The 16,433-nt window shown below is 63.8% G+C and carries 15 protein-coding genes and 1 pseudogene; 6 read left to right on the forward strand and 10 right to left on the reverse strand.

Translation table 11 applies throughout. From position 1 onward, the window contains the following. The first annotated feature begins 6 nt into the window (after window positions 1–6). The 6 genes and pseudogenes from D7S86_RS21215 (at window position 7) to D7S86_RS21245 (ending at window position 7,313) form a co-directional block, all read left to right on the forward strand. Complete coding sequence (locus D7S86_RS21215) at window positions 7–345, forward strand: PP0621 family protein (protein ID WP_121089059.1); 339 nt, start codon at window positions 7–9, stop codon at window positions 343–345. Continuing rightward, the gene (gene ampD, locus D7S86_RS21220) at window positions 342–935 is read left to right on the forward strand and encodes a 1,6-anhydro-N-acetylmuramyl-L-alanine amidase AmpD (protein ID WP_121089061.1); all 594 of its coding nucleotides are present in this window, start codon (window positions 342–344) and stop codon (window positions 933–935) included. The genes D7S86_RS21215 and ampD overlap by 4 nt, the downstream gene beginning before the upstream one ends. A 622-nt stretch (window positions 936–1,557) precedes the next feature. Next, window positions 1,558–4,608: a ribonucleoside-diphosphate reductase subunit alpha gene (locus tag D7S86_RS21225; RefSeq protein WP_121089063.1), complete on the forward strand. Its 3,051-nt coding sequence runs from the start codon at window positions 1,558–1,560 to the stop codon at window positions 4,606–4,608. A gap of 411 nt (window positions 4,609–5,019) precedes the next feature. Then, window positions 5,020–6,264, forward strand: a complete 1,245-nt coding sequence (locus D7S86_RS21235; RefSeq protein ID WP_121089066.1) for a ribonucleotide-diphosphate reductase subunit beta — start codon at window positions 5,020–5,022, stop codon at window positions 6,262–6,264. 111 nt (window positions 6,265–6,375) lie between these two features. Further along, a pseudogene (locus tag D7S86_RS30300) lies at window positions 6,376–6,733 on the forward strand (hypothetical protein). Beyond that, window positions 6,720–7,313, forward strand: a complete 594-nt coding sequence (locus D7S86_RS21245) for a histone H1-like DNA-binding protein (RefSeq protein WP_121089068.1) — start codon at window positions 6,720–6,722, stop codon at window positions 7,311–7,313. The pseudogene D7S86_RS30300 and the gene D7S86_RS21245 overlap by 14 nt, the downstream one beginning before the upstream one ends. Before the next feature lie 220 nt (window positions 7,314–7,533). On the opposite strand, the gene D7S86_RS21250 is transcribed toward D7S86_RS21245, so the two are convergent. The 10 genes from D7S86_RS21250 to D7S86_RS21295 form a co-directional block, all read right to left on the reverse strand. Continuing rightward, a complete protein-coding gene (locus D7S86_RS21250) occupies window positions 7,534–8,010 on the reverse strand; it encodes an outer membrane lipoprotein (protein WP_121089380.1) in 477 nt (158 codons plus the stop codon). A gap of 22 nt (window positions 8,011–8,032) precedes the next feature. After that, window positions 8,033–8,971, reverse strand: coding sequence for a carbohydrate kinase family protein (locus tag D7S86_RS21255; protein ID WP_121089071.1), 939 nt, complete (start codon window positions 8,969–8,971; stop codon window positions 8,033–8,035). A 157-nt stretch (window positions 8,972–9,128) separates the two neighbouring features. Continuing rightward, the gene (gene tpx, locus D7S86_RS21260; protein WP_121089073.1) at window positions 9,129–9,629 is read right to left on the reverse strand and encodes a thiol peroxidase; all 501 of its coding nucleotides are present in this window, start codon (window positions 9,627–9,629) and stop codon (window positions 9,129–9,131) included. A gap of 20 nt (window positions 9,630–9,649) precedes the next feature. Beyond that, window positions 9,650–11,347 carry a DUF3426 domain-containing protein gene (locus tag D7S86_RS30305; RefSeq protein ID WP_121089075.1) on the reverse strand — a complete coding sequence of 566 codons (1,698 nt, stop codon included), beginning with the start codon at window positions 11,345–11,347 and terminating at the stop codon, window positions 9,650–9,652. 86 nt (window positions 11,348–11,433) lie between these two features. Beyond that, entirely contained in the window at window positions 11,434–12,345 is a 912-nt protein-coding gene (gene prmA / locus D7S86_RS21270) for a 50S ribosomal protein L11 methyltransferase (protein WP_121089077.1), read from the reverse strand. Beyond that, window positions 12,338–13,705 (reverse strand): acetyl-CoA carboxylase biotin carboxylase subunit, encoded by a 1,368-nt coding sequence (accC, locus tag D7S86_RS21275; RefSeq protein WP_121089079.1) that lies wholly within the window; start codon window positions 13,703–13,705, stop codon window positions 12,338–12,340. The genes prmA and accC overlap by 8 nt, the downstream gene beginning before the upstream one ends. Window positions 13,706–13,721: 16 nt before the next feature. Further along, the gene (accB, locus tag D7S86_RS21280) at window positions 13,722–14,195 is read right to left on the reverse strand and encodes an acetyl-CoA carboxylase biotin carboxyl carrier protein (protein WP_121089081.1); all 474 of its coding nucleotides are present in this window, start codon (window positions 14,193–14,195) and stop codon (window positions 13,722–13,724) included. An 81-nt stretch (window positions 14,196–14,276) separates the two neighbouring features. Then, on the reverse strand, window positions 14,277–14,732 hold the full coding sequence (gene aroQ, locus D7S86_RS21285; RefSeq protein ID WP_121089083.1) for a type II 3-dehydroquinate dehydratase: 456 nt from the start codon (window positions 14,730–14,732) through the stop codon (window positions 14,277–14,279). Window positions 14,733–15,028: 296 nt separating this feature from the next. Continuing rightward, window positions 15,029–15,562 carry a TlpA family protein disulfide reductase gene (locus tag D7S86_RS21290; RefSeq protein ID WP_121089085.1) on the reverse strand — a complete coding sequence of 178 codons (534 nt, stop codon included), beginning with the start codon at window positions 15,560–15,562 and terminating at the stop codon, window positions 15,029–15,031. Window positions 15,563–15,609: 47 nt separating this feature from the next. After that, window positions 15,610–16,281, reverse strand: coding sequence for a UDP-N-acetylmuramate--alanine ligase (locus D7S86_RS21295; RefSeq protein WP_121089087.1), 672 nt, complete (start codon window positions 16,279–16,281; stop codon window positions 15,610–15,612). Window positions 16,282–16,433 lie beyond the last annotated feature (152 nt).

The raw sequence follows: 16,433 nt of genomic DNA on the forward strand, positions 1-16,433 counted from the left end.
CCCCGCATGTCGAGATTCATTCTGCTGATTCTGATCGGCGTCCTCGCCAACTGGTGGTGGCGCAACCTTCAACGACAACGTATGCCAGGGTCGCGCGCGCCGTCCGGCGATGCGTCGCGAGCCGACGGCGCATCGCGTACCGAGGGCGCCCGTGCGCAAGCGCGCTCGCCGTTCACGTCGCGCGCGACGCAGGCCGCCTTGCCCGAGCCGATGGTGCGGTGCGCCTATTGCGATACGCATGTGCCCCAGTCGGAAGCGGTCGCTTCCGCGGGCAAGTATTTCTGCAGTCCGCGGCACGCGCACGACGATGCGTCGCGCGCCGCGCGCGCGAGTGACGCGCGGTGACGTCGTCGATCGACGACGCGGGTTGGTACGCGCATGCGATCCGCGAGCCGTCGCCGAACTTCGATGCGCGTCCGAGCGGCGTGGCGCCGAGCGTCCTCGTGCTCCATAACATCAGCCTGCCGCCCGGACACTTCAGCGGGCAGGCCGTCATCGAATTCTTCCAGAATCGTCTCGACTGGGATGCGCATCCGTTCTACACGCAGATTCGCGGCGTGCGCGTGTCGTCCCACTTTTTGATCCGCCGCGACGGCGCGGTCATCCAGTTCGTCTCCTGCGACGATCGCGCATGGCATGCGGGCGTATCGAGTTTCTTCGGTCGCGAGCGCTGCAATGATTTTTCGATCGGCATCGAGCTCGAAGGCAGTGACGAATGCCCGTTTGATGATGCACAATACGCGCCCCTCGCGAACCTCGCGTCCGCGTTGATCGAGCGATATGCATTGACGGCGCTTGCCGGTCACTCGGATATCGCGCCGGGCCGCAAGACGGACCCGGGACCGATGTTCGACTGGCCGCGCGTGCGCCGGATGCTCGGGCTGTCCGCTGAGTATTTTCCCTACCTCGCAGCGGACCAGTCCGACGCAGGCTAAGCGCGACGACGAAGCGCATGGCGATCGCGTGGCGTGACCGATCGCGTTCGTCTTCGTCGGAAGCCGCGACACGCAAGCGTCTTCAACCTCGCTCGCCGGATGGTTAACGGCCGTTTTTTTGAACGCGCCACCCGCGCGACCCCGGCCAGTCCGACCACCGCGAAAGTCAAGGCCGTCTGGCCAATTTTTCTGTTTGAAAGCGCACACGGCCGACACTATACTTTGTGCATGCGGACGGGCGGGGCACTAGATGTTGTATGTGTGCGTCGAATCTTTGCCCCCATTCGAGATATGCGCGGCACCGGCCTGGACCTGTTTCCGGCCTCGCTTTCGCGGTTCGAACGTCCGCCGGCTGGCGCCCTGAGCAGATCGCGTAACGGGCGCCTTTGGTTTTCAGAGCTGAGTCTTTCGGGTGTCGGAGTCGGGCATTCGAACGCAGTACTCGCATCAAGCGTCAAGGGACGGCCGGGCGTGAGGCGCGTGAATCGACAACGCTGCGGCGCATGTCGGTCGCGCGGCGTCGGTGCACGGCGCTCACGGCCAACGGGGGCGGTAATCGGCCGTCCTTCATATCCATCGCGGTTCGACCGCACACAGTGAATACAGACCAGGAGCTTTGCACATGCAAACCGAAAACGTGACGACGACGTCGCCAGGCCCATTGCTCGCTGAAGACGCCGGCCGTCTCGGCAATGCGCCGGGCGCACAGCCGTTCGCGCCGTCGTCGGCCTATGCCGATTACAAGGTCATTCGCCGTAACGGTTCCGTGGTCGCATTCGAACCCTCGAAGATTGCGATCGCCGTCACGAAGGCCTTCCTCGCCGTCAACGGCGGTCAAGGCGCCGCTTCCGCGCGTGTGCGGGAGCTTGTCGAGCAGATGACGCAGAGCGTCGTGCGCGCGCTCGTGCGCAGCCGTCCGAGCGGCGGCACGTTCCATATCGAAGACATCCAGGATCAGGTCGAACTCGCGCTGATGCGCGCAGGCGAGCACAACGTCGCGCGCGCCTACGTGCTCTATCGCGAGAAGCGTTCGCAGGAGCGTTCGCACGAGCCCGAAGTCCAGCCGGGCAGCGGCATCCATGTCGTCGACAACGGCGTCAAGCGTCCGCTCGATCTGAACGAACTGAAGGCGCTGATCGAAGCCGCGTGTTCGAATCTCGGCGAAGCCGTCAAGGCCGAGCCGATCGTCGCCGAGACGGTCAAGAATCTGTACGACGGCGTGCCGCTGAGCCAGGTCTACGACTCGGCGATTCTCGCGGCGCGCACGATGATCGAAAAGGAGCCGGCGTATAGTCAGGCGACCGCGCGCATCCTGCTGCACACGATCCGCCGCGAAATCATCGGCGAGGAAGTCGCGCAGGACGAGATGGCCTCGCGCTACGCCGAATATTTCCCGCAGTTCATCAAGCGCGGGATCGATGCCGAACTGCTCGACGAGAAGCTCGCGCAGTTCGACCTCAAGCGTCTGGGCGCCGCGCTCGACGCGTCGCGCGACCTGCAGTTCGGCTACCTCGGTCTGCAAACGCTCTACGACCGCTACTTCCTGCATCACGACGGCGTGCGCATCGAAATGCCGCAGGCATTCTATATGCGTGTGTCGATGGGCCTCGCGCTCAACGAGATCGACCGCGAAGCGCGCGCGATCGAGTTTTACAACGTGCTGTCGACGTTCGATTTCATGAGCTCGACGCCGACGCTGTTCAATTCGGGCACGCGTCGTTCGCAGCTTTCGTCGTGCTATCTGACGACGGTCGCCGACGATCTCGACGGGATCTATGAGGCGCTCAAGGAAAACGCGCTGCTCTCGAAGTTCGCGGGCGGTCTCGGCAACGACTGGACGCGCGTGCGCGCGCTCGGCTCGCACATCAAGGGAACCAACGGCAAATCGCAAGGCGTCGTGCCGTTCCTGAAGGTCGTCAACGACACGGCCGTCGCGGTCAACCAGGGCGGCAAGCGCAAGGGCGCGGTCTGCGCGTACCTCGAGTCGTGGCACCTCGATATCGAAGAGTTCCTCGAGCTGCGCAAGAACACGGGCGACGACCGTCGCCGCACGCACGACATGAACACGGCGAACTGGATTCCCGACCTGTTCATGAAGCGCGTCCACGAGAACGCGGAATGGACGCTGTTCTCGCCGTCGACGTGCCCGGATCTCCATGACAAGTTCGGCGCCGAATTCGAAAAGGCGTACGTCGGCTACGAAGAGAAGGTCGCGCGCGGCGAGCTCAAGCTGTTCCGCAAGGTGCCCGCGGCGCAACTCTGGCGCAAGATGCTCGGCATGCTGTTCGAAACCGGCCATCCGTGGATCACGTTCAAGGATCCGTGCAATGTGCGTTCGCCGCAGCAGCACGTCGGCGTCGTTCACTCGTCGAATCTCTGCACGGAGATCACGCTGAACACGAGCGACGCGGAAATCGCCGTCTGCAACCTGGGCTCGGTCAACCTCGTCGCGCATTTCAAGAAGGCCGGCGACTCGTACGTGCTCGACCAGGACAAGCTCAAGAAGACGATCTCGGTTGCGATGCGCATGCTCGACAACGTGATCGACATCAATTACTACGCCGTCGCGAAGGCGCGTAACTCGAACCTCAAGCATCGCCCGGTCGGCCTCGGCATCATGGGCTTCCAGGACGCGCTGCATCTGCTGCGTACGCCGTACGCGTCGGACGCGGCGGTCGAGTTTGCCGATCGTTCGATGGAGTCGGTCTGCTACTACGCGTACTGGGCGTCGACCGAGCTCGCCGAAGAGCGCGGCCGCTACTCGAGCTACCGCGGTTCGCTCTGGGATCGCGGGATCCTGCCGCAGGACACGCTCAACCTGCTCGCCGAAGCGCGCGGCGGTTACGTCGAGGTCGACACGTCGAGCTCGATGGACTGGGATGCGCTGCGCGGTCGGATTGCGCAGCACGGCATGCGCAACTCGAACTGCGTCGCGATCGCGCCGACGGCGACGATCTCGAACATCATCGGCGTGTCGGCATGCATCGAACCGACGTATCAGAACCTCTACGTGAAATCGAACCTGTCGGGCGAATTCACGGTCGTCAACGAGTACCTCGTGCGTGATCTGAAGGCGCGCGGCCTCTGGGACGAAGTCATGGTCGCCGACCTCAAGTACTTCGACGGCACGCTGTCGCGGATCGACCGGATCCCGGCCGACCTGCGCAACCTCTACGCGACCGCGTTCGAAGTCGATCCAAAGTGGCTCGTCGAAGCGGCATCGCGTCGTCAGAAGTGGATCGATCAGGCGCAGTCGCTCAACATCTACATGGCAGGCGCGTCAGGCAAGAAGCTCGACGAGGTCTACAAGCTTGCGTGGCTGCGCGGTCTCAAGACGACGTACTACCTGCGCACGATGGCGGCGACGCACGTCGAGAAGTCGACGGTCGCGCACGGCGCGTTGAACGCCGTGCCGACGAGCGGTGCGGGCGGCGCGGGCGGTGTCGGCGGCGCGAGCGCCGGCGGCTCGGGTATCGGATCGTCGTCGACGTCGTCGTTCGGCGGTGTGCTTGCCAGCGCACCGGCCGCAGCGGCGGGTACGGTTGATGCGGCGCCGATCGTTGCGACGACTTCGGTTGCGGCATCGACCGCAAGCGATGACGAGATCGCGGGTCCGGTCTGCATGATGCGTCCCGGCGATCCGGGCTTCGACGAGTGCGAGGCTTGCCAGTAACACAACGCGTCGGGTGACGCGCGAGCGTCACCCGATCACGCAGCATGCTCTATATATAGAAGACGCGACGCGTCGCGCGTCTTCGGCCAAGCGAGTCGCGCCGAGCGACTCGCATGACACGCAAGCAATATCCGATCACGCGTGTTTCGATCTCCGCGTACGACACATTCGATGTCGTCGCGCGCTTCGATGTGATCCGCGACACGCACATGCCACGCATGAAACGACGTGGCTTCGCGATGCTCGATATGCCGACTCGATTCTCTGCACTCACTTCGATTCGCGATGTGTGACTGCGAGTGTTGTATGGAGGTCTCAGCATGCGAACAAATTCTCGAATTTTCTTCAGCGAAGTCTTTTATCGCTGAAGAAAAGATGGTACAAACCGATCTAACTTGAAGGTGAACATTCATGCTCAACTGGGATGACGAGATCACTGCCGTAACTCCCGCGAGCGGCGAGCAATCGAACGCATTGCGCGCACCCGCCGGAGCAGTCATTGCTCCTCGCACTGCAACGCCTTCAGTTGCAGCTCAGCACGCTTCCCTTCCGCAAGACATCTTCGCGCGCGATATCGCGACGCCTCCGTTGGCGAAGCCCGCGACCTCACATGCGGCCGCGGCCGATCACACGTCGACCGAACGCGTGAACGTGGCGGACAAGCGCATCATCAACGGCACGACCGACGTCAATCAGCTCGTACCGTTCAAGTACAAGTGGGCGTGGGAGAAGTATCTCGCCGGCTGCGCGAATCACTGGATGCCGCAGGAAGTGAATATGTCGCGCGACATCGCGCTTTGGAAAGACCCGAACGGTCTGACCGAAGACGAGCGCCGGATCGTCAAGCGCAACCTCGGTTTCTTCGTCACGGCCGACTCGCTCGCCGCGAACAATATCGTGCTCGGCACGTATCGCCACATCACGGCGCCCGAAGCGCGGCAGTTCCTGTTGCGCCAGGCGTTCGAGGAAGCGATTCACACGCACGCCTATCAATACATCGTCGAGTCGCTCGGGCTGGACGAGAGCGAAATCTTCAACGCGTATCACGAAGTCGATTCGATTCGCGCGAAGGACGAATTCCTGATTCCGTTCATCACGGTGCTGACCGATCCGTCGTTCAAGACGGGCACGCCGGAAACCGACCAGCAATTGCTCAAGTCGCTGATCGTGTTCGCGTGCATCATGGAAGGCCTGTTCTTCTACGTCGGGTTCACGCAGATTCTCGCGCTGGGTCGTCAGAACAAGATGACGGGCGCGGCCGAGCAATATCAATACATCCTGCGCGACGAGTCGATGCACTGCAATTTCGGCATCGACCTGATCAACACGGTCAAGCTCGAGAATCCGCATCTCTGGACGCCTGAGTTCCGCGCCGAGATTTCGGCGCTGTTCCAGAAGGCTGTCGATCTCGAGTATCGCTATGCCGAGGACACCATGCCGCGCGGCGTGCTCGGGCTCAATGCATCGATGTTCAAGAGCTATCTGCGCTTTATCGCGAATCGCCGTTGCCAGCAGATCGGTCTCGATGCGCTGTACCCGAACGAAGAAAATCCGTTCCCGTGGATGAGCGAGATGATCGACTTGAAGAAGGAACGCAACTTCTTCGAGACGCGCGTGATTGAATATCAAACGGGTGGCGCTCTGAGCTGGGAATAAGCTCACGCGACTCGAAAAGAAAGAAGATTGGGGAGTTTGAATGCGTCGGTATCGCGACACCGGAATTCGCGATGCCGATGCAAACAGAATTTGTGGAGCATGGTCGCCTGAATGCAAAGCGCGCCGAGTGGCTTAAGAGCCCCGCACGACGATGACAAGCACTTTGCGAGCCCTTCAGTGGGACGGGCCAACTACCCCCGAAATAAAGCCGGCGGCAAAGCCGACGGCTTGATCAAACGACGATTGCCGGCCCGATTGCCGGTACGTATTTGGCGCGCACGGCCCGAATTGGCCGTGCGCGCCTTGCCGTATTCATTAGCGTAAGCACGTCGAAACGCGTACGCCGATGAATGGCCCGCTTCGTAGCGGGTGTGCTTGCGCGCGCCCTCGGGAAGCGGGTTTTGATGAAGGGTGTGGTTTGTTCGACTCTTACTTGAAACCTGAAGGAGCATCTAATGGTCACCGCTAAGAAAGCTGTAGCGAAGAAGGCGCCGGCGAAGAAAGTCGCCGTGAAGAAGGTCGTAGCGAAGAAGGCAGCGCCGGCGAAGAAGGCCGCCGCACCGGCGAAGAAGGTTGCAGTGAAGAAGGTCGCTGCGAAGAAGGTTGCAGTCAAGAAGGTTGCAGCGAAGAAGGCCGCACCGGCGAAGAAGGTTGCAGCGAAGAAAGTCGCTGTGAAGAAGGTCGCGGTCAAGAAGGTTGCAGCGAAGAAGGCCGCACCGGCGAAGAAGGTTGCAGCCAAGAAGGTCGCGGTGAAGAAGGTCGCGGCGAAGAAGGCTGCACCCGCGAAGAAGGCTGCTGCCAAGAAGGCTGCGCCTGCGAAGAAGGCTGCGGCGAAGAAGCCTGCTGCCAAGAAGCCCGCTGCGAAGAAGCCCGCTGCGAAGAAGCCTGCTGCTAAGAAGGCGGCTGCGAAGAAAACAGCCGCTGCTCCTGCTGCCGCTGCGCCTGCAGCGTCGGCAGCCACCGTCGCACCCGCTGCGCCGGCTAGCAACGCAAAGACCGCACTGAACCCGGCAGCGGCATGGCCGTTCCCGACGGGCAGCCGTCCGTAAGCGTTGCGTGCATGTCGCCGACACGCTTGAGCGTGTCTTTGGTTGAGTAGGCCTACTCAATCCGATCCCGCCTCCGGCTTGCCGGACGGCGGGATTTTTATTTGGATCGCGTCATGCGACGCATCGATGTGCGTGCATTGCATTCGATCCCTTCAGATCGCACCTCGCGAAGATGCGCCCGAGGACGCCCCGCGAGGACGGTGAAGCCGATGCAACGACCTTAGTGCGTCACGCGCGTCGTGCCGCCGCTCGACAACAAGCGCACGCGGTCGCCCGCGCGGAACACTTCGCCGGTTTGCTCTTGCGTGATCGCACGCAGATCGCCGTTGTCGAGACGCACGGTCAGTTCGAGCCCGTCACGCGTCGCGACGCCGTTCTCGATCGCGTTCCCCGCGACCGCACCCGCGATGCCGCCGACGATTGCCGCAAGCACCGATCCCGTGCCGTTGCCGATCGTGCTGCCCGCGACCGCACCGACCGCGCCGCCGCCGATTGCACCGAGACCGCTCGGCTGACCGCCGTTCGACTGGATCTTCACCGCACGCACGCTTTCGAGCGTGCCGAAGCGGACCGACTCTTCGCGTTGCGCGGCCGTCGCCGTATACACATCGGGCGACGTACTGTAGTTCGCACAGCCTTGCAGCGTTGCCATGCTCAGCAGCGAAATCACGAGCGCCGCGCGCACCATGCTTTTCATACCCTTCTCCATTGCCAGATGATCACGGCAGAGCATAGCCGAACGCTTGCTCGAAGCGTTCCGCGATCTCTTCACGTGAGAATGCGTAATTTTGGGGACCTTGCTCGGCGATCTTGAGTGCGCCCATGAGGCTCGCGAGCCGGCCCGTCGTGGCCCAATCCCAGCCGCGCTCGATGCCGTACAACAGGCCGCCGCGAAAAGCGTCGCCGCAGCCCGTCGGATCGACGACGCGTTCGGCCTTGACTGCGGGAATCGTTTCGACACTGCCGTGATGATAGATCTGCGCACCGTGCTCGCCGAGCGTCACGACGACCGCGTCGACCTTGGCCGCGATCTCGTCGATCGACCAGCCGGTCTTGTCGCTGAGCAATTTGGCCTCGTAGTCGTTGACTGTCACGTAAGTGGCAAGTTCAATCATGCGCCGCAGGTCGTCGCCGCTCAGGATCGGCAGGCCCTGGCCCGGATCGACGATGAACGGGATGCCGGCCGCCGCGAACTGCTCGGCGTGCTCGCGCATGCCGTCGAGGCCGTCCGGCGACACGATGCCGAGCGTGACGCCGTCGCCCGCCGCGATCGTGTTCAGGTGCGACTGCATCATCGCGCCCGGGTGGAATGCGGTGATCTGATTGTTATCGAGATCGGTCGAGATCATGGCTTGCGCCGTGTACTGGCCCGGCAGCGCGCGCACATGCTTGGCGCTCAGGCCGAGCGTCGCGAGCCGGTCGAAATAGGGTTGCGCATCGTGCTCGCCGACCGTGCCCATGATCCGCGCGTCGCCGCCGAGCATGTGGAGTGCATATCCGATGTTCCCCGCGCAGCCGCCGAACTCGCGGCGCATCGTCGGGACGAGAAAGCTGACGTTCAGGATGTGTACCTGATCGGGCAGGATATGGTCCTTGAAGCGCCCCTCGAACGTCATGATCGTGTCGTAGGCGATCGAGCCACAGATGAGCGAAGCCAAAATCGAACCTCTTGAATATGAAAAAGCCGCGGAAACCGCGGCGTGAATCGATATTCCGACGCATCGCGCCCCCCTCGGAGGGCATCGGCATGACGATCACGCCATGCCATTATCGCGATTTGCGCCGGTTACCGTGTCTATCGGATCTGACCGGATATTACTTGAGCGCGTTGAGCGCCGCGTCGTAATTCGGCTCGTTCTTGATTTCGGATACGAGCTCGGCGTGCAGCACCTTGTCGTCCTCGTCGAGCACGACGACGGCGCGCGCGGTCAGGCCCGTCAACGGTCCGTTCTTGACGTCGACGCCATAGGCCGACTTGAACGCGGGATCACGGAACGTCGACAGCGTGATGACGTTTTCGAGGCCTTCGGTCGTGCAGAAGCGCGACGCCGCGAACGGCAGGTCGCCCGAGATCACGAGCACGACCGTATTCGCGAGCTTGCCGGCCGATTCATTGAACTTGCGCGTCGAGGTCGCGCACGTCGGCGTGTCGAGGCTCGGCACGATATTGAGGACCTTGCGCTTACCGGCGAAATCGCTGAGCTTGACGTCGGCCAGCGTCTTGCCGACGAGAGAGAAACCGGGTGCTTGCTGCCCGGCGGCCGGGAATGCGCCGCCTACTTCGATCGGGTTACCGCCGAGGGTCACTTGGCTCATTGCTGATGCTCCGCGTCTGTTCAGGGATAGAAAATCAGTACTTTGTAATTGGCGGGCGCCGTGCCCGTCGTCGTCAGTCGCAGATTGACCGGCTGATGCCCGTCAGCCGCAATACCGGCGCTGACATCGACATTCGCGGGCAGATATTGCGCCGGCGTGACGACACGCCGGATCGCGAGCTGATTCTGCTGATCGAGCAGCGAGATCTCGATCGACGGCCACGCGAGCGCGAGCCCCGCCCGATTGTGCAGGCTCATCGAGAGATCGAACTGATTCGCGGCCGTGCTTTGCGCGAGCGTCGAGGTCTCGATCTGCAATTGATCGATATTGCGCGGCGGCGTGACCAGGCATCCCAGTTTCGCGCATGCGCTGTGATACGTCGCGACGGTGTTCGGCCAGCGCGCCATGATCGGCTCGCGCTGCCACCACGCGAGCTGGGCCGCGAGCAGCACGAGCAACAGCAGCGCGACGATCCAGCCCAGGATGCGGCGCGCGGGGTGCAGCTCGGCCACGTGCTCGTCGTGCGGTTCGACGCGGATGCGGAAGTCTTCGTTCTTCTCGTCGGCGAGCGGCGCGAAGACGTGCTCGGTGTCTTCGCCGGCTTCGGCCGCGCCCGTCGACGACACGGGAAACGCGAGCGCCGGATCCATGCGCGCATCGGACGGCGCCGCCCACGGATCGCTCTGCGAGGTCGCGCCGTAATTCGGCGTCGTCGAACTCGGTTCGACGTCGATCACATCGTCGTGGATGTCGTGTCCATCGTGCCGCGCTTCGTTCGCGTGTGCGTCTTCGGCATGCGACGAGTATTCGGTATGCGACGTGTATTCGGCATGGATCGCGTGTTCATGCGTCTCGATCGCTGCCGAAGCGTGGCCTGCATCGGCCGTGTCGTGACCGAACTCCGTGCGCGGCGCAAACGGCTCGCGCGGCGCACCCGGCGGAAGCTCGCCGGTCGGATCCCAGTCGGGCGGCAGCGCGGGTGCGGTGCGCGGTGCGTGCAGATCGTCGCGTGCCTCGTCGGCCGGCGTGGCCGCGGCGAACGGATTGCTTTCGTCGAGGTCGGGCGGCAGATGCGGTTCCGCGCGGCCCAGCGAATCCGGCCGGTGTTCGCGATGCACGTCCGCGAGGGCGTCCATCGGCGGATCGATCGGATCGACCGGCGTGTGTTCGACTTCATATTCGTCGACCGTCGCATGCGAGGCCTCGATCGACTGCCGTTCGTCGGAAGCCGATGCGTGGTCGGCGGCGTCGTCGTGCGAATGGGAGAGGTCGTGTCCCGCGAACGCGTCGGGTGTCTCGGATGCGGCCGCGATCGCATGCTCGTCGAGATCCGCATGCGATGCCTCGACCGCGGTGCGATCCTCGGCGGCTTCAGCGGCTTCAGCGGCGGATGCGTCGTGGTCCGTGTGCGCGCCTTCGTGGTCGGCGAGCGCATCGTCTTCCGCGTGCGAGGCATCGGCTTCGGGTGCGACGGGCGCATGCTCATGCTCATGCTCATGCACGGGCGCGCTCGCCGCGGCATGCGCGTCTTCGGCCGCGTGCGGCTGCGCAGGCGCGGCCGGGGGCGTCGTCCGCGCGGGCGGTTCGACTTGATGAAGCACGCCGTCGAATACTTCGCGGCAATGTCCGCAACGGACGAGTCCGCGATGCAGCTTGAGCTGATCAGGGACGATCCTGAACACGGTCTGGCAATGAGGGCAGCGGGTCGCGAGCGCCATAGAAGCCATGTAGCCGGAGGCCGGTCGGTGAGCAATGGCGCTATTCTACTAACGATTCGCGCCACGCCGTGTTCATCGAAAACTTGTCATGCAGCGTGTGCGACGCCGCTCAGACAAACCCATCCTTCGTGTTCACGCCAAACGCTCAGCGTGATGTACGGTGCGTACGCGGCGATGACGTCATCGGCCTGTCGCGCGAGCACGCCCGAGAGCGCGAGCCGGCCGCCGGGCCGCACGCGCGAGCTCAACATCGAAGCCATGAGCTTCAGAGGGTTCGACAAAATGTTCGCGACGACGATATCGAACGTGCCGTCGGGTGCATCGTCGGGCAGCGCGTACTCGACGCTCGCCTGATTGCGCGCGCTGTTCTGGCGCGCGGCGTCGACCGCCTGCGGGTCGATATCGACGCCGACGACGCGCTGCGCGCCGCACTTGCGCGCGAGGATCGCGAGGATCCCCGAGCCGCAGCCGTAGTCGAGCACGCTCGGCGCGCCCGTGATCGTCTGTTCGAGCCACTCCATGCACAGGCGCGTCGTCGGATGGCTGCCCGTGCCGAATGCGAGACCCGGATCGAGTTCGAGGATCAATGCATCGGGGTCGGGCGCATCGTGCCATGACGGCACGACCCAGATCCGCTTGCCGATCGGAATCGGATCGAATTGCGACTGCGTCAGACGCACCCAGTCCTCGTCCGCCACGTCGCGCACGGTGTACGCGGGCGTATGCGCAAGGCCGAGTTCGTTCGCGGCGGCGGCGAGCAGGACATCGGGCTGCGCGTCGGAATCGACGAGCGCGATCACGCGCGAATGCGTCCACGCCTCGCGCTCGGGCGTCAGGCCGGGTTCGCCGAACAGCGGCTGCTCGTCGGGCGTATCCGCGTCGGCGTCTTCGACCGACACGGACAACGCGCCGAGATCGAGCAGGGCGTCCGACAGGGCTTCAGCGTGCTCGCGACCGATCTCGATCACGAGCTCGCGGTAGCTGGCTGACTCAGACATCCTCGGACACCGCGTTCTTGCGCTCGTCGAGCCGGTGCTCGAGATAGTGGATGCTCGTGCCGCCTTCGACGAACTTCGCGTCGATCATCATCTCGCGATGCAGCGGAATGTTCGTGTCGATGCCTTCGACGACCATCTCCGACAACGCGATGCGCATCCGGTTGATCGCCTGCTCGCGCGTCGCGCCATAGGCGATGAGCTTGCCGATCATCGAGTCATAGTTCGGCGGCACGAAATAGCCGTTGTACGCATGCGAGTCGACACGGATTCCGGGGCCGCCCGGCGTATGCCACGACGTGATGCGGCCCGGCGACGGCGTGAACTTGAACGGATGCTCGGCGTTGATCCGGCATTCGATCGCATGGCCGCGGAACTCGATGTCGCGCTGACGATAGCGGAGCTTTTCGCCGGCCGCGACGCGAATCTGTTCCTGCACGATATCGACGCCCGTGATGAGCTCCGACACCGGATGCTCGACCTGCACGCGCGTGTTCATCTCGATGAAGTAGAACTCGTTGTTCTCGTAGAGGAACTCGAACGTGCCGGCGCCGAGGTAGCCCATCTTCTTGCAGGCCTCGGCGCAGCGGTCGCCGATGCGCTCGATGAGCCGGCGCGGAATGCCGGGCGCGGGCGCTTCCTCGATGACCTTCTGGTGGCGCCGCTGCATCGAGCAGTCGCGCTCGCCGAGCCAGATCGCGTTCTTGAACTGGTCGGCCATGACCTGGATCTCGATATGGCGCGGGTTCTCGAGGAACTTCTCCATATAGACCTGCGGATTGCCGAACGCGCGGCCGGCTTCTTCCTTGGTCAGGTTGACCGCGTTGACGAGCGCGGCCTCGGTATGCACGACACGCATGCCGCGACCGCCGCCGCCGCCCGCGGCCTTGATGATGACCGGGTAGCCGACGCCGCGCGCGATCCGGATGATTTCCTTCGGATCGTCGGGCAGCGCGCCCTCGGAACCGGGCACGCAGGGCACGCCCGTCTTGATCATGGCCTGCTTAGCGCTGACCTTGTCGCCCATCATGCGGATGGTGTCGGGCTTGGGCCCGATGAACGTGAAGCCCGACTGCTCGACGCGTTCGGCGAAGTCGGCGTTTTCCGAGAGGAAGCCGTAGCCGGGGTGAATCGCCTCGGCGTCGGTGACTTCGGCCGCGCTGATGATCGCGGGCATGTTCAGGTACGACAGCGGCGACGGCGCGGGTCCGATACAGACGGCTTCGTCGGCGAGGCGGACGTACTTCGCTTCCTTGTCGGCTTCGGAATAGATGACGACTGTCTTGACGCCGAGCTCACGGCAGGCACGCTGGATCCGCAGGGCAATTTCACCGCGGTTGGCGATCAGGATTTTTTCAAACATGGCGAGTCCGGCTCGCTTAGGCGATCACGAACAGCGGTTGGCCGTACTCGACCGCCTGACCGTTCTCGACGAGGACTTCCTTGATCACGCCGGCCTTGTCGGCCTCGATTTCGTTGAGCAGCTTCATTGCCTCGATGATGCAGATCGTGTCGCCTTCCTTGACGGTGTCGCCGACCTGCACGAACGCGTCGGCGCCGGGCGACGGCGCGCGGTAGAACGTGCCGACCATCGGCGAGGTCACGACATGGCCCTGGGCGATCGCGGCAGCCGGGGTCGCTGCGTCGACCGGCGCGCCGGGCGCCGGCGCGGCCGCTTGCAGCGGTGCGCCAGCCGGTGCCGGAGCGTATTGCATCGGGGCCGCTTGCGACAGGATGACCGGCGCGGCGTTCTTGACGATGCGAACCTTGCCTTCGCCTTCGGTCACTTCGAGTTCGGAGATGCCGGACTCGGACACGAGGTCGATCAAGGTTTTGAGCTTACGAAGATCCATCGAATATCCCCAGATACAAATCGCTATATACGAATTGCGGCGCTCTCACGGAGCGCCGCGCGGTCGGACGCGTCGCGGCAATCAGGTCCGCGGCGTCGCGGCGATGCGGTCCAATGCGAACTCGAGTGCGTAGAGGTAGCCCTTCGAGCCGAGCCCGACGATGACGCCCTCTGCGATATCGCTGAAGAACGAGTGATGCCGGAAAGGCTCCCGACGATGAACGTTCGACAGGTGCACTTCGACAAACGGAATGGCGGTCCCGGCGAACGCGTCGCGCAGCGCGACACTCGTGTGCGTGAACGCGCCCGGGTTGATCACGACGAACTCGACACGCTGTTCGCGCGCGGCATGGATGCGGTCGATCAACTGACCCTCGTGATTGCTCTGGAACGTCGCGATCTCGACGCCCGCCTGCTGCGCGCGCGCGACGAGCGCCGCGTTGACGTCCGCGAGCGTCTGGTGTCCGTAGACAGCCGGCTCGCGTGTGCCGAGCAGGTTCAGGTTCGGACCATGAAGCACGAGAATTCGAGGGGTCATACTAATTTTCGGTTCCGCGAAGTTGGCCGCACTTTACCGCTGTAAGAAAGAAGTTGTCCAGCAGAAGAAGAAAACGGATGGTCGTTCGGACCGTTTTGGCGGGCCGAATTCGCGTCTTTGTCGCGGAATCGCGCCGGATCGTGGCATACCCGGTCGCTAAAAGTACGAAACGTGCAGATAGACCGAAGTTGCAAGCATGTAGGCGCTTGCATCGTTGCGGCAGGCCGGCATTCGTGGTGCGGCGGCCCGATCGACCCGCGATTCGACGCGGGTGGCATTGGAGGATAGCGAGATGACTACAGGGCGTCGAGCGTTCGCGCGAGTTGTTCGGGTTTTACCTGACCAAGCGTCGTCGAACGGACTTTGCCCGACGCGTCGATGACGACCGTGAACGGCAACGCGCCCTGTTCGTCGCCGAACTGGCGCGCGAGGTCGCCGCCGCCGAATCCGGCGATCACGAGCGGGTAGTCGACGTTGACGCGATGCACGAAGCCCTGGACGTTCGGCGCGGTATCGACGGCGATCCCGACGAAGTTGATGCCTTTGGCCGCGTAGTGCTTGTGCAGCGTCGCGAGTGCGGGCATTTCGGCGATGCACGGACCGCACCACGAGGCCCAGAAATTGACGACGAGCGGTTTGCCGCGGAACTGCGCGAGCGCCTGCGCCGTATTGTCGGGCGCCGGCAGCGTCGTGGCCCAGAGCGTCGCGACGGCGTTATCGGGGCCATGTTCGGCGCCGCTCGCCCATTCGACGAGGCGCGGACCGGCGAAGATGCCGGTCAGCAACGCGATGCACGCAAGCAAACCTGGGACAAGAAAGCGTCGAGCCATGTGAATCGAACCTCAAGAAACAAAAAAACGTCGCGCATCGCGGCGCCTCAGCGCGCCGCGCCTTCGGACGGGCCGTCGTGGGGGGCGCCCGACACCGGCTCGGACGCGAGCAGCGCATGGAGCGCCGCTTCGTTCGCGCGCATCGGACGGCCGCGGCCGTCGGCGCGCACCGCGCCGCGCAGATCGTCCGTGTCGTAGAGCGCGAGATGGATCCAGATTCGTTCCGGAACCACGGGATCGTGCCAGGCGAAGCTCAGCGTTTCGACCTGACCGCGGCCGTTGAAATGACGCGTTTCCGAGACTTCGTACTGAATGCCGGCATTGAGCAGGAAGATCGCGACGTCCTTCGCATTGTCGCAAAACACTTGCAGATGCACGTCCGAGTGCTGGTTCGCGGTGCCGTTGAGCACGGCGCCGACGAGATACGGCTGGAATTCGGCGAGCCGGTGCATCCATTCGAGCGCGACGCCGCGCAGCGCCTGCAGCGTGCGCGGCTGGCTGTCGGACTGGAACAGCGCCTGGTATTCGCGGATCGCTTCCTCGATCTGCTCGTTGTCGGGCAGCCATTCGCCCGCGATGCGCGTGTCGCCGAGGATCTGGCGCGCCGCCTTGCGCTTCGCGGTCGCGTAGTCGTGACCGTCTTCGGCGATCAAGCGCGCCGCGACCGCCGCGACTTCATCGCGTACGCGTCGGGGGTCAAGATAGGGTTTGCGAGACATGGCGAGATGATACCCGACTGGTCTGTCGATGCCGGTTACACGTCCGGGCACCGACGGAATCGCTTGCAACGACGCGCAATACGTCGCGCGAGACGGGGCCGGCAGACGCGCCGTCGCGGTCCGGCTTCACGGATCGCTCGGGTACAATGCCA

It is taken from the genome of Pararobbsia silviterrae, from assembly GCF_003628125.1.
Taxonomy (GTDB): domain Bacteria; phylum Pseudomonadota; class Gammaproteobacteria; order Burkholderiales; family Burkholderiaceae; genus Pararobbsia; species Pararobbsia silviterrae.

What these genes read in the sequence shown, in the direction of transcription:
- D7S86_RS21215 (WP_121089059.1), top strand. Translation starts at nt 7, where the DNA reads ATGTCGAGATTCATTCTGCTGATTCTGATCGGCGTCCTCGCCAACTGG.
- D7S86_RS21225 (WP_121089063.1), top strand. Translation starts at nt 1,558, where the DNA reads ATGCAAACCGAAAACGTGACGACGACGTCGCCAGGCCCATTGCTCGCT.
- D7S86_RS21235 (WP_121089066.1), top strand. Translation starts at nt 5,020, where the DNA reads ATGCTCAACTGGGATGACGAGATCACTGCCGTAACTCCCGCGAGCGGC.
- D7S86_RS21245 (WP_121089068.1), top strand. Translation starts at nt 6,720, where the DNA reads ATGGTCACCGCTAAGAAAGCTGTAGCGAAGAAGGCGCCGGCGAAGAAA.
- D7S86_RS21250 (WP_121089380.1), bottom strand. Translation starts at nt 8,010, where the DNA reads ATGAAAAGCATGGTGCGCGCGGCGCTCGTGATTTCGCTGCTGAGCATG.
- tpx (WP_121089073.1), bottom strand. Translation starts at nt 9,629, where the DNA reads ATGAGCCAAGTGACCCTCGGCGGTAACCCGATCGAAGTAGGCGGCGCA.
- D7S86_RS30305 (WP_121089075.1), bottom strand. Translation starts at nt 11,347, where the DNA reads ATGGCGCTCGCGACCCGCTGCCCTCATTGCCAGACCGTGTTCAGGATC.
- prmA (WP_121089077.1), bottom strand. Translation starts at nt 12,345, where the DNA reads ATGTCTGAGTCAGCCAGCTACCGCGAGCTCGTGATCGAGATCGGTCGC.
- accC (WP_121089079.1), bottom strand. Translation starts at nt 13,705, where the DNA reads ATGTTTGAAAAAATCCTGATCGCCAACCGCGGTGAAATTGCCCTGCGG.
- accB (WP_121089081.1), bottom strand. Translation starts at nt 14,195, where the DNA reads ATGGATCTTCGTAAGCTCAAAACCTTGATCGACCTCGTGTCCGAGTCC.
- aroQ (WP_121089083.1), bottom strand. Translation starts at nt 14,732, where the DNA reads ATGACCCCTCGAATTCTCGTGCTTCATGGTCCGAACCTGAACCTGCTC.
- D7S86_RS21290 (WP_121089085.1), bottom strand. Translation starts at nt 15,562, where the DNA reads ATGGCTCGACGCTTTCTTGTCCCAGGTTTGCTTGCGTGCATCGCGTTG.
- D7S86_RS21295 (WP_121089087.1), bottom strand. Translation starts at nt 16,281, where the DNA reads ATGTCTCGCAAACCCTATCTTGACCCCCGACGCGTACGCGATGAAGTC.